At 59.6% G+C, this 12,681-nt stretch carries 12 protein-coding genes; 8 read left to right on the top strand and 4 right to left on the bottom strand.

Annotated elements, in window-relative coordinates; translation table 11 throughout:
* Positions 1-71: 71 nt before the first annotated feature.
* From NL154_RS31110 to NL154_RS31100, 3 genes are all read right to left on the bottom strand, one after another.
* Entirely contained in the window at positions 72-1,352 is a 1,281-nt protein-coding gene (locus NL154_RS31110) for a DUF3422 domain-containing protein (RefSeq protein WP_434734708.1), read from the bottom strand.
* Positions 1,353-1,808: 456 nt separating this feature from the next.
* Positions 1,809-2,210 (bottom strand): type II toxin-antitoxin system VapC family toxin, encoded by a 402-nt coding sequence (locus NL154_RS31105; RefSeq protein ID WP_434734693.1) that lies wholly within the window; start codon positions 2,208-2,210, stop codon positions 1,809-1,811.
* Complete coding sequence (locus NL154_RS31100; protein WP_210633778.1) at positions 2,210-2,446, bottom strand: antitoxin; 237 nt, start codon at positions 2,444-2,446, stop codon at positions 2,210-2,212. Before NL154_RS31100 ends, NL154_RS31105 begins: the two co-directional genes overlap by 1 nt.
* Before the next feature lie 218 nt (positions 2,447-2,664).
* Here NL154_RS31100 and NL154_RS31095 point away from each other — a divergent pair, with 218 nt between their 5' ends.
* The 8 genes from NL154_RS31095 to NL154_RS31060 all read left to right on the top strand — a co-directional run bounded on the left by NL154_RS31095 (position 2,665) and on the right by NL154_RS31060 (position 11,013).
* Positions 2,665-2,913 (top strand): hypothetical protein, encoded by a 249-nt coding sequence (locus tag NL154_RS31095; RefSeq protein ID WP_434734692.1) that lies wholly within the window; start codon positions 2,665-2,667, stop codon positions 2,911-2,913.
* A gap of 160 nt (positions 2,914-3,073) precedes the next feature.
* A complete protein-coding gene (locus tag NL154_RS31090; protein ID WP_210633775.1) occupies positions 3,074-5,476 on the top strand; it encodes an FdhF/YdeP family oxidoreductase in 2,403 nt (800 codons plus the stop codon).
* A 203-nt stretch (positions 5,477-5,679) separates the two neighbouring features.
* On the top strand, positions 5,680-6,237 hold the full coding sequence (locus tag NL154_RS31085) for a c-type cytochrome (protein WP_210633774.1): 558 nt from the start codon (positions 5,680-5,682) through the stop codon (positions 6,235-6,237).
* Entirely contained in the window at positions 6,234-7,217 is a 984-nt protein-coding gene (gene coxB / locus NL154_RS31080) for a cytochrome c oxidase subunit II (protein WP_221164634.1), read from the top strand. The genes NL154_RS31085 and coxB overlap by 4 nt, the downstream gene beginning before the upstream one ends.
* A complete protein-coding gene (gene ctaD / locus NL154_RS31075) occupies positions 7,214-9,127 on the top strand; it encodes a cytochrome c oxidase subunit I (RefSeq protein WP_210633771.1) in 1,914 nt (637 codons plus the stop codon). Before coxB ends, ctaD begins: the two co-directional genes overlap by 4 nt.
* Positions 9,124-9,726 carry a cytochrome c oxidase subunit 3 gene (locus tag NL154_RS31070; RefSeq protein WP_210633769.1) on the top strand — a complete coding sequence of 201 codons (603 nt, stop codon included), beginning with the start codon at positions 9,124-9,126 and terminating at the stop codon, positions 9,724-9,726. Before ctaD ends, NL154_RS31070 begins: the two co-directional genes overlap by 4 nt.
* A complete protein-coding gene (locus NL154_RS31065) occupies positions 9,723-10,616 on the top strand; it encodes a cytochrome c oxidase assembly protein (protein WP_221164635.1) in 894 nt (297 codons plus the stop codon). Before NL154_RS31070 ends, NL154_RS31065 begins: the two co-directional genes overlap by 4 nt.
* Complete coding sequence (locus NL154_RS31060) at positions 10,591-11,013, top strand: c-type cytochrome (protein WP_210633765.1); 423 nt, start codon at positions 10,591-10,593, stop codon at positions 11,011-11,013. Before NL154_RS31065 ends, NL154_RS31060 begins: the two co-directional genes overlap by 26 nt.
* 392 nt (positions 11,014-11,405) lie before the next feature.
* Here NL154_RS31060 and NL154_RS31055 read toward each other — a convergent pair whose 3' ends face one another.
* Positions 11,406-12,578: a helix-turn-helix domain-containing protein gene (locus NL154_RS31055; protein ID WP_210633764.1), complete on the bottom strand. Its 1,173-nt coding sequence runs from the start codon at positions 12,576-12,578 to the stop codon at positions 11,406-11,408.
* Positions 12,579-12,681: the final 103 nt, after the last annotated feature.

The raw sequence follows: 12,681 nt of genomic DNA, 5'->3' as shown, positions 1-12,681 counted from the left end.
CTCGCCGCCGGCAACTCTTTGAGGGGTGGATCAAGAAGGGTGCAAAGTGTTCTGACGCGCGATTTCCAGCTTCAGGACCCTTCTCGCAGAGCATGCTTGACGCGGAGGATAGTGATCGCAACGGTTCCCACAACCACCGGAACGGCAACAAGCATGATCACCGGATCGAAATGGAACCCAGCGTGGTCTGCCGTCTCATATATGAACTTCACCAAGCTCAGCAAATAATAGCTAATCGCAATGATCGAAAAGCCTTCGACCGCGCGCTGGATCTTGACCTGCGTCGCAGCTCGATCCGCCATTGCTTGAATCTGCGTAGCATTCTGGAACTCAATCTCGACCTGAATTCGAGTCTGTAGCAGATCGAGCAGGTGCATCGTCGCTCTCGACAGCTGCTCAAGCCTCAATGCACTTGCCTCGCAAGTACGAACCGCAGGCTTAAACCGCCGCTCGACGAAAGTGCCAAAGCGCTGGAAGCCGGGGACATGGGTTTCCCGTAGAAGCGCGATTCTCTCTTCAACGATTTTCGCGTAGGCGGCGGTCGCTCCGAACCTGTTTCTGGTTTCCGCGGTGGCCGAGATGATATGGGACGAAAGAACCGTGATCTCGTCCAGCAGCTGCTTGTGCTGATGTGCAGGAGTACTCAAGTTGCGATTGGTCAGTTGAACGAGCTCCGCATCATACTGACCGAGAAGCGGTGCCAGACGTCGCGCCTCCGGCAATCCGAGCAGCGCCATTGATCTGTAGGTTTCTATCTCGCAGATGCGGCGCACCATGCGCCCCAGGCGATGTGCGTTCAGGTCCCTGTTGAACAGGATGATCCTGCTTGAATTGTCCGGTCTGACCCTAAAATCGGAGCAGACTTGCGCCGACCCACCACCAATCGAGGACGCCGCTGTATCCCCGAAATCGAAGGATTTTAAAACCGGTCCCAGCTCGTCAGGAGGGTTGCCCAGCACAAGGATAGCAACGTGGCAAACAAGGCGAGGAGCGGTCAACCCTGCCAGCCGCGCAAAATCACCTTCCGCAAGATCAGATTCCGGCCAACGCCCGGGCTCCGAGTGCAATTTCCGCAGGCGTGTGACCGTGACGAATTCAGTATGCCGTTCGACCCTGACTGAAATCTCACCATCGACTTCCAGGCTATCGTGGAACTCTTTGATCGCCCCATCCAAGGGCATGAACGCAATGTGCTCGACGATCGCCGGGCCGGTAAAATAAATGGACGGACGAGCGTGAAGCTCGGAGTTGAAATCTGCTGTTTGCAGTCCGACAGTCGCTGGGCTGGCGACTTGCTGCGCAGAAGCAGACGTCGTGGTTGAAACTGCTTCCTCTGCGCGATTCGAACTCAAATCCATCTTCCCCGTCCCACCAAACGCCACCGGCCAACTTATATGAACCGAACGCGATCAACTTGAAAGCCCTGCTGCCTGCTCATCAAGCGGCCTGGAACTGTTACCCGGTCGATCGGCTTCCCTACTCATCGCTGCCGCTATCGCCGCGATTGCGGGAATAAAGAACCTGAGAAGGCGCTGCCCGCTTCGTTGACCTCACCATCGCGCATCCCCTGGGGGACCTCTTACGACTTGGCGTGCTGTGTATCCCGCGCGGTCAAGCGGTTCGCACGCTTGCTCACGCAGCCATATGCATGGCCTTTTGGGTGCGGGGTGGATGTCGTCCGTGCGCATCAACGCAAAATGCCATGCCGGCCCGCTGACCCTGGACGGCTGTTCCATAATTCAGCTTACGCCAGACTCGCCACCTGAGGTTGCATTGAACTATACGCGCAACCATCCCATCACCAGCACTCATGGGAACAGCCAGTTTTCGACGCGCAAGTCCTGGTAAACCGTAAAGTCCCGCACATTATTCGTCACGAGGACAGCCTTGAGCGAAACCGCATGAGCGGCTATCAGTTTGTCCAAGTGATCCTTTTTCCGGTCACGTGTCGCGAACCTGAGAGGTCCGTAGGCCCGTGCCGCATCACTATCGAACGGGGCGACAGGGATTGCCTCGATCAGATACTCTAGGTTCGACCGGTCCCTTTCTGCATCCTTCGAGGCAGAAACGCCATATTCGAGTTCCGCGAACGTAATGGCAGACATGACGACATCGCCAACGCGGCATTGAGCAAAACGTCGTGCGACTTGCGGCGGCTGCTCCTTCATCAGATAGATGCACATGTTTGTGTCAAGCATGTAGAGCGGCATTACAGCCTATCCCGTTCGGCCTGCTCCTGATCACCGCGCCCCTCCGCCATGAACGAGTCGTCAAATCTTGCGAAACGCGCCAGTACGCCCTCCAGGGACGGTTTTAGCGGGCGGATGCGGAGCTCGTCACCAATGCGCTCGATTTCAAGCTCCATCTCGGTCTGGCTGTAAGCCAAATCGGCGGGAATTCTCACGGCTTGAGAGTTGCCGTTCTTGAATACTTTTGTCGTATGCATGACATCCTGCTTTCCGAAGTCGAACTCGCCCGTGTACATCATCCGTGTGTACATAATGGATTTGTCGCGGCGATGCAAGTTGCGGGAAGGAAAAGGCCGGACCGCGAGTAGGCCTGCTCAGGCCCGGAGCGCAGGGAACGAAATCCGCGCGTTCAGGTTAGTCCAAGCAAAGCGGCATTTCGTACCCTGGCAAGGTGAACCCGAGGAGCACGTTGTGAATGTTGTATTGTTTTCCACGGCAGCGCCGCGATGATCCCGATCGCGCTTTGGTGAGCACCGACGCGGATGAGCGACGGCTCTATAAGTTTGCCCTGCAGTACGAGATGGATGGCAAGAGCTGGGCGACCGACATATGGGCCTATTCATGCAAGGACGCCGAGGATCGCGTCGCCGCAATGCGGCGGTCGCTGACAATGTGCGGTCAGCTCTATGCCGAGGTGGAGGCCGATGCTCCGACGCACCTCTGAGGACATGCGACGCAGCCGAGAAGACCAGATTATTGCCACTCCCGTCACCGGCTGTCGACAGGTCACTTTGCCATGTCGTCTGGAACAGTTTGTTTCTCCAAGAGTTCGGGTCGCAAAATATCTGCCGGGGGATTTCCTTCGACAATGTCGGGAGGCAAAAATGTCAGCGCGATCGAAACATCCGCCAACAATTGGTGAGAACACGCCTGCGGCTGGCGGATGGGCGGCGGCGAGATCTCTTGGAGAAATTCTTCTGCGCGAACACGTCCCCCGATCGGGGCCGTCGCTGCTTTCCCATCACAACAAACCAGACGGCTACATGTGTGTCAGTTGCGCCTGGGCCAAGCCTGCAAAACCGCATGCGATGGAATTTTGCGAAAGCGGCGCAAAGGCGACCGCCTGGGAGGTCACTTCCCGCCGCGCCGACCGCGCCTTCTTCGCCGCCCATACATTGCATGAGCTGGAGCAATGGAGCGATCACGATCTCGAAGAACAAGGTCGCCTGACCCATCCGATGCGGTGGAACCGCTCGACCGACAAATACGAACCGGTAGACTGGAGCGATGCATTCGCGGAGATCGGCGAGGAGCTGCGGTCAATTCCTCCGCGTGAGGTCGATTTCTACACCTCTGGGCGCGCATCCCTCGAGACCTCCTACATGTATCAGCTTTTTGCCCGCATCTTCGGCAGCAACAACCTGCCCGACTCTTCCAACATGTGTCACGAAAGCTCCTCGGTCGGTCTGCCGGAAAGCATCGGAGCCTCCGTCGGCACGGCAATCCTGTCCGATTTCCAGAACTGCGATTGCATTTTCTACATGGCACAGAACGTCGCCACCTCTTCTCCGCGGATGCTGCATGACCTTCAGGACGCCGTCGACCGGGGCGTGAAAATCGTCACCTTCAATCTCTTGCGCGAACCGGGTCTCGAACGTTTCATCAACCCGCAAATGCCGAGCCAGATGCTGACCGGCCGGTCGACGCCGATTTCGTCGGAATATTACCAGGTGAAGAACGGAGGCGACATCGCGGCCCTCTTCGGGGTCTGCAAAGCCTTGATCGAAGCCGACGATGCGATGAAGGCACTGGGCATGAGCAAGGTTTCAGGCTCCGATGCCCTGCCCCATAAACCGGATAATGCTGCGGCGGTCGCCTTCGCCGCTTCGATTGCCGCCGCCGACAAAAAGCATGTTCTCGACCACGATTTCATCAGCACGCATACGTCGGGTTTCGAGGAATTCGCCGAAGCGGCCCGCCGATATGACTGGGCCGAGCTGGAGAGTGTTTCCGGCTTGACCCGCGAGCAGATGATTCAGGCAGCCCGCACCTACGCCCATTCGGAGGCGGTGCTGATGATCTACGGCATGGGTCTCACGCAGCATGTGATGGGTGTCGAGAACGTTCATATGGTCGCCAATCTCGCGCTACTGCGCGGCAATATCGGCAAGCCGGGCGCCAATATCTGCGCCGTGCGCGGCCACTCGAACGTGCAGGGCCAGCGCACGGTCGGGATAACGGAAAAGCCGGACCTCGTGCCGCTCGACAAGCTGAAGGAGCTCTACCAGTTCGAGCCGCCACAGTGGGAAGGTCGCGCGACCGTTGACACCTGCAAGGCGATCATGGATGGCGAAGCCAAGGCCTTCGTCAGCCTCGGTGGCAATTTCCTGCGCGCTGTCCCGGAAACGGAAGCGATGGAGGAGGCCTGGCGCAAACTCCGCCTGACCGTACAGATTGCGACGAAGCTCAATCGCAGCCACGTCATCCATGGGGAAATCGCCTATCTCCTTCCCTGTCTCGGCCGCATTGAGATCGATGAACAGGCGAGCGGTCCGCAAGCCGTCTCCATCGAAAGTTCCGTGGCGCATTTCCATGGTTCGCGCGGAAAGGCGAAGCCAGCAAGTCAGGAGCTTCTGTCGGAGCCCGCCATCATCGCCGGAATCGCCAAGGCGACGCTGGCGAAGGGCCGAGTCCCGTGGGACGAATGGGTCGGCGATTATTCGAAGATCCGCGATGCGATCGAAGCGACCTATCCCGAGACGTTCAGGGATTTCAACAAACGCATGTTTCAGCCGGGCGGCATTCCGAGACCGGTGCCGGCCAGGGAGCGCAAATGGACGACGCCCAACCAGAAAGCCAATTTCATCACTCCGCCGCGGCTCTTCCCCGAACTCGACATCGGTCCGGGCGACACTGAGGTTCTCAACCTCGCCACATTACGCTCCAACGACCAGTTCAACACGACCATCTACGGTTACAGCGATCGCTACCGCGGCGTGAAGGGATCGCGAAAGGTGGTCTTCATGAACGATGAGGATATTGACAGACTGGGCTTCAAAGAAGGCGATTTCGTCGATCTGACGACTGCCATCGACGTCGCCACATTGCGCCGAGTCGCCGGCTTCAAGATTGCCAGGCACGCGATTCCAACCGGGTGCTGTGCGGCCTATTACCCTGAGGCGAACCCGCTCTTTCCGCTGGCGCATCACGACGCCAAAGCCAAGACCCCGTCCTACAAGATGTTGCCGGTGCGGCTCAGTCTCTCGGCTCTGTCGTCGCGACCCTAACCCAGGTCCCGGCGATGCGCGAAAGCAAGCATGCCTGGTCGGCGGCAGTATCGTTTCTCACAATGGCCGGCGTCTTGGCCGCCGTTGCTTGGGCAACCCGTCCACGCTTGCGTCGCGCCGATACCGCCGTCGCGTCCGGTCCCGATCGGTTCCCTTTGCTTGCCGATAGCACAGTCAAGAAGGAGGGCATCTGGTTGGTCTTGATGTTGCTGCTCTTTGTGTTCGTGATCGGAGCCGCGATGGGCTGGGCTAGACATCCAAGGCAGTATCGCGCCGATCCGCCGGTCACATCATCTCTCGATCAGTTCCTGCTGATGCCGGGCGGGATCGGCGGCACACCACCCCACGTGTATTTCGCGCTTGGCAAGCCTTATGAGGTGACCGCCTATGATCTGAGCCAGGGCAAGCGCCTTTATTCCTGGTTCGGCTGCGCTAGTTGCCATGGAGACGGACGAGGCGGGACCGGCCCTTCGTTTCTTGACGGCTGGTGGTTTTATGGCTCGGAAATGGTATCGGTCGTGGCATCCATACGCGACGGACGGCCTCACGGCATGCCTGCCTTCGCGAACAAAATGACGAGCGACCAGATCTGGCAGCTCGCCGGCTATGTCAGGACGATCGGCGCCTATTCCGCCCTCTATACCGCGCCGAGCCGCAACGACGACAAGCATACGAGACCGGCCGAGAACCGGGCGCCGGCCGCAACTCTTTTCGAGGAAGGCCCGGTAGGCGTCCGCTCCGATCGAGGTGTCCGGCCTTGAAGATCGCCGCGGCATGCACCTTGTTTCTGTCCGGCTGCGCTGCCGGGACGCAATCGGCGCTGAATGCGGACGGACCTGCCGCTTCGGAACTCAGAAGCTTGATACTCCTGTTTGTCGCCGTCTGCGGCGTTGTCTTCGTGCTAGTCATGAGCGTCATGGCATGGGCGCTGGTTCGCAGGAAAAACCAGGCCCCCGGTGAACCGCAGTCCGAGCGTTCCATGGGCAGGGTCGTTAACGGCGCGATCGTGATGACTTTCCTGGTCATAAGCTTCCTGACAATCACCAGTTTTTACGCAACCAATGGCGTCGACCGCGGCCGGGACGATCAGCCGACCATCGCCGTTCGCGGGCAGCAGTGGTGGTGGCAGTTTACCTATCTCGATGCGGATCCCGCCAAGACATTCCAGACCGCCAACGAGCTGCATATCCCGGTGGGAACCGATGTCCGGCTGCGCCTGGACGCGACTGATGTCATTCATTCGTTCTGGGTGCCGAACCTGACGGGAAAGCAGGATCTGGTCCCCGGCCGCGATAACCGTCTGACGCTGCATGCCACCAAAGCCGGCATCTATCGCGGCCAATGCGCCGAATTCTGCGGCCTGCAGCACAGCCACATGGCACTGTTGGTGATCGCCGAGGAGCCGGAGGACTATGCCAGATGGCTGGAGTCGCAGAGAGAAACGGCAGCCGCACCGACCGATGGTGATGCCGCGGCGGGAGAGCTCGTCTTCATGAGCAAGCCTTGCGCCGCCTGCCACACCATCCGCGGCACCGAGGCGTCGGGCACCTCCGGACCTGACCTCACCCATGTCGGCAGCCGCAGCATGATTGCGGCGGGGCGGCTGGAGAATACGCGGGGATCGGTTGCGGCATGGATTGCCGACCCGCAAACGCTGAAGCCGGGCAACAACATGCCGTTGGTCCCCCTCACCGGCGAAGAGCTGAGACAGTTGAGCGCCTACATGAGTGGTCTGCGATGACCGGCACCGGCAGAACCCCTTCCCCAGCCGATCTGGCTGCCGGCAATGAAGAGGCGGAAGCCTTCCTCAGGCGCACATGGTCGACTCCTTCCGGATTGCTGGCAGCGCTCTCCACGGTCGATCACAAGATCATCGGTCGGCGCTATATCGCGACAGCCTTTGTCTTTCTCATTCTCGGCGGCGTGCTGGCGCTTGTGATGCGTATCCAGCTCGCCTTCCCCGAGGCCCGCTTCGTCAGCGCGGACCGGTACAATCAGATCTTCACCGTGCACGGCAGCAACATGATGTTCCTGTTTGCGGTGCCGGTCATGGAGGCAATGGCGGTCTATCTCGTTCCTCTGATGGTCGGAACCCGCAACATCGCCTTTCCCAGGCTGAACGCCTTCTCCTACTGGATCTATCTCGCCGGAGGGCTGCTGCTGTGGATCTCGCTTGCCCTCGATACCGCCCCCGATGTCGGCTGGTTCTCCTACGTGCCTCTGTCCGGCCCGCAATATGGCGCGGGGAAACGGGCGGACCTCTGGGCACAGATGATCACCTTCACCGAGGTGTCCGCCCTTGCCGTTGCCGTCGAGATCGTCGTGACGGTCTTCAAGCTGCGCGCGCCCGGCATGTCGCTCGATCGGATACCCGTCTTCGTCTGGTCGATGCTGGTCACCGCCTTTCTGGTCATCCTGGCCATGCCGGCGATCATGTTCGCCAGCTCATCGCTCATTCTCGACCGGCTGGTCGGCACCCAGTTCTATAATCCTGCGGAAGGGGGCGACGTCCTCCTCTGGCAGCACCTGTTCTGGTTCTTCGGCCATCCCGAAGTCTACATCATCTTCCTGCCGGCCGTCGGCATCGTCTCCGCCATGATCTCCACCTTCACACAGCGTCCGGTCTTCGGCTATATGCCGCTGGTGCTGGCGATGATCGCCACCGGAATTCTCTCCTTCGGCCTATGGGTGCACCACATGTTCGTGGCCGGCCTGCCGCGGCTGGGGAGCAGCTTTTTCACCGCCTCGAGCATGGCGATCGCCATTCCCGCCGGAACCCAGATCTTCTGCTGGCTGGCAACGCTGTGGGATGGCCGTCCGGTGTTCAAGACACCGCTGCTTTTCATCATCGGCTTCCTCATCACCTTCGTCATCGGCGGCCTGACCGGCGTGATGGTGGCGTCGGTGCCCCTCGATACTCAGGTCCACGACACCTATTTCGTCGTCGCCCATTTCCACTATGTCCTGATCGGCGGCTCCGTCTTCCCGCTGATCGGCGCGATCTACTACTGGTTTCCAAAGATGACCGGGCGGATGATGAGCGAAAGGCTCGGACGGTGGGCCTTCGGCCTGATCTTCACAGGCTTCCACCTGACTTTCTTCCCAATGCACATCCTGGGGCTCCAGGGCATGCCGCGGCGCGTCTACACCTATCCGCCCGAGCTGCCCTGGGCCGGTTTGAACCTGTTCGTCAGCCTCAGCGCCTTTATCCTGGCCGCCGGCTTCCTGGTCTTCTTCATCGATGCCCTGCGCAGCTTCCGCCATGGCCCGCCGGCCGGCCGCAATCCCTGGAATGCGTCAACATTGGAATGGGCCGTGCCTTCGCCCCCTCCCCCCTATAATTTTCGGCATATTCCGGTGGTCGAATCGCGCGAGCCGCTCTGGATGTCGGGCGAGACATTGGCGGTGGCGACGGGACTTCGGCTCGATCGGCGGGAACTGATCGTCAGCAGCGTCACATCAGGCGAGCCGGAGGCGCGGGAGGCCTCGCCAGCCGATTCCATCTGGCCGTTTCTGGCCGCCATTGCCACCAGCATCATGCTGATCGGCTCGATCTTCAGCCCGTGGGCCGTCGTCTGGGGAGCCGTTCCGGTGGCGATCACTCTGACAGGATGGTTCTGGCCCAAGCAAACACCCGAGGACGAGACATGAAGGAGCGCGTGGTCACCGATCTCTCGAAGCTTCCCTTGCACGGCCTGGGCACCGCCAGCCTGACCTTCTGGGGCACCAGCGCCTTCATGCTGATTGAAGGCATGGGATTCGCTCTGGCGATCGTCGTCTACTTCTATCTCATGAGCCTGGCGCCGCATTGGCCGATCGAAGCCCCTGCCCCGGATCTCCTTCCCGGCACGATCCTGACCCTGCTGCTTCTCGTCAGCATCGTGCCGAATATGCTCGTCGCGCGGTGGGCGAAGCAGAGGGATCTCCGCAAAGTGCGCGCGGGACTGATCATCATGGCGCTTCTCGGAGCGGCACCCCTCATACCCCGCGCCTACGAATTTCCTGCCCTCCACATAGGCTGGGACGACGACGCCTACGGATCGATCGTCTGGACAATGCTCGGCCTGCACGCGACCCACATCATCACCGATCTCGTCGATACCGTCGTCCTCGCCTGCCTGATGTTTTCGAAGCATGGTGACAATGCGCGGCGCTACGGCGATGTCGAAGATAACGCGCTCTACTGGAACTTTGTCGTGCTCGCCTGGCTTCCGCTCTACGGATGCATCTATTGGGTGCCGCGGCTATGAGAACAGCAACGACAATCGCTTTTCTTCTCATGGCGACACCGGGACTGGCACATGAAGGCCATGCCCATTCGAATTCCTTCACATGGACGGCCGATCCCTGGATAATCGCGCCGCTCGCAGTTTGCGCAGCCCTCTATGCAAGTGGAAGCCTTCGCTTGATGTCGCGATCATCCGCTGGCCGGCGCGTCTTCGCGCACCGGCTTTTGGCCTATTGGGCCGGCTGGCTGGTGCTTGCCGGCGCGCTTGTCTCTCCCCTGCATTGGCTTGGAGAACAACTTTTCACCTTCCATATGATCGAACATGAACTGCTCATGGCGGTTGCCGCGCCGCTCATCGTATCGGCACGGCCGTCGGCCGTGCTGCTCTGGGGGCTGCCAAGGATCGTCAGGCGCCGGACAGGACAGGTGCTCGCCTCGCGCATGGTTCGCAAGACCTGGAGGTTGCTCAGCAACGGCACTGTCGCGACGCTGCTGCACGGGGCGGCAATCTGGGCATGGCATGCGCCTGTCCTGTTCGACGCCGCGATTGAAAGCACGCCGCTCCACCGGCTGCAGCATCTTTCCTTTTTTGTAAGTGCCGTCCTGTTCTGGTGGTCCGTCATCTGGAAGACGAACAGGGGGCTGGCGGCCTGGCACCTTTTCCTGACGATGCTGCATATGAGCATTCTCGGAGCCCTCATCGCCCTGTCACCCAACGTGCTCTACGTCGTGCAGACACGCTCATCCGGGGTTTGGGGGCTGTCGCCGCTCGAAGACCAGCAGATGGCAGGCCTGGTAATGTGGGTTCCTGCCGCCATCGTCTACGCCGCTGTTGCGCTGGCGCTGACGGCTTTGTGGATCAGGGCTTCCGGAAAGGGAGGCGCAGATGGAACACGCATCGTCGCCCCATAATTCCCTTCGCCCCGCCTTGGTGATCGCCGCCTGCGTGGTGAGCCTGACGGCGGCATTGACCTTGACCGACATCTACCGGCAGCGATCCGAAAGGCAGGCTGTTGCCGTCGCCATGACGAAAGGCGATCCGGCGCGGGCGCCGGCGATTTTTCGCCGATATGGCTGCGCCGGATGTCACACCATTCCCGGCATCGAGGGCGCCGACGGCAAGGTCGGCGGCGATCTCTCCGGTCTGCGCGAGCGGGTCTACATTGCCGGCGTGCTCAACAATTCCGCCGACAACCTCATCAGCTGGATTGTCGCGCCGCAGGCCCATTCGCCAAAGACGGCGATGCCGGCCACCGGGATATCCGAACAGGAGGCCCGCGATCTGGCAGCCTATCTCTATGCTCGTTAGAAATCTGGGTTTCCGATCAACCCGCCTTTGAAGTTGCTCGGATCATCACGGCGCTCGACAGCGCGAGATTGTCGCTGAGCTGACCAACCGCGGCGCCGACGTGAAGGCGATACGGCTTTTGACCAATTTCGAGGAGTCGCAGGACATGCATGTGGCGCACCTTGAGAGGCTTAAGGCAGAGTTGCTAGAATGTGACGAGAAGCAACAGGCCGGCGGATCCGCGCTGCGACGGGGCGAGAACTTTACGTCGATCTCTTAGCGACAGCATCCGCTGCAAAAGTCTTTGCGCGTCCCAAAAACGGGGTTGGGGTCGAACGATTGCGGCGTGCAAAACTTGCCCTCCAATGGGATCCCCGTCTGTGACGAAATTCAGCAATTTTCGCCACTGTGATTTAGGAGCGGCTATTCCTACCCGGTATTTGGGGGTTGTAGAAGTGAGGACGTGATTGGTCATGCGCCCTTCTAACATTCTCGCCACCCCGCAATGAAAACCCCATCAACCGCTCGTATTCCGCCTCCGGAATGCCATAAGAACCACTGGCCTTGAGAATGAGGCCCTCGCGATCGAGGACGATTACCTTTCCTCGAACCGACCGGATGAGTTTTTCGCCTTCTAGAATTGGAAGTACGCCCGTAACTCCTGAACGCCGGACGCCGAGCATCGAAGATATATGCTCGTGGGTCAGAAGCAGCACCTGGCCTTCCGATCGATCATCGAGCATAAGCAGCAAACGGGCCAGTCTCTGTTCGATGGAATATCGGCTGTTGGCGAGGGCCGTATAACCAATTTGAATTGCGAGCGTCCTTGAAAACGTTGATGAAAGCGATCGCAACTGCGGTGCCCTCTGCGTCAGACGAAGGAAGCTGTCGACGTCGGTGCGCTGCGCGGTTCCTTCGGTCTGCACCACAAGCTTGTAGGGAGTGCGCCAATCGCCCTCCAACAACCCCGTGCCGGTTACCCCTTCACGCCCGATAAGGCCAACCTCTACCTGTGAGTCATCCAGCGACGAGGCGACCAGCGAGACCGTCCCGCTTTCAATGAAGGAAACCGTCGTGATCTCTCCAAACTGCCTTTCAAGAACCTCGCCTTGAACCAGCTGAACCTGCTTGAGAAGCGGCCGGATAAGATCATCTTCTCGCGGAGAAAGAGCGGAAAGAACGAGATTCTTCTGACCGCCTGATGACCTCGCCGTCGAACCTCGGCACTCGGAAAGGGCAGTATAAATCGCGCTCGTGTCCAGCGGTTTTTCCACGAAAATCCGATCCGCAAAGCGGGGAGGCACGACATCACGGCTGTAGCCGGTTGCGAAGAAGAACGGGATATTGCGCTTAGCCAGCGCATCGGCGACAGGGAACACCATCGTTCCACCGAGATTGATGTCCAGAATGGCCACTTCAATTTGGGAATCTTCGATATATTGCAACGCTCGTTCGACGCTCGGTGCAGGCCCGACTATCTTGATTCCGGTTGCTGTCAGCTTCGATGCGAGTTCGCTGGCGAGAGCGTAATCGTCCTCGACGACCAGGACAGCCTTTTGCGCGAGTTCGTCAAAAGCCGTATTCATGACGATCTGCCTCTCACATTATACCTGTTCACTCAAAACGTTGCGGCCATTGCACTGTTCCGTCGCCCAACCTGATGACGTTGCATCAATAATAGCTTAATCC

This window comes from Rhizobium sp. YTUHZ044 (assembly GCF_051123975.1).
Lineage (GTDB): Bacteria > Pseudomonadota > Alphaproteobacteria > Rhizobiales > Rhizobiaceae > Rhizobium.
This window is presented reverse-complemented; position numbering and strand designations above follow the sequence as displayed.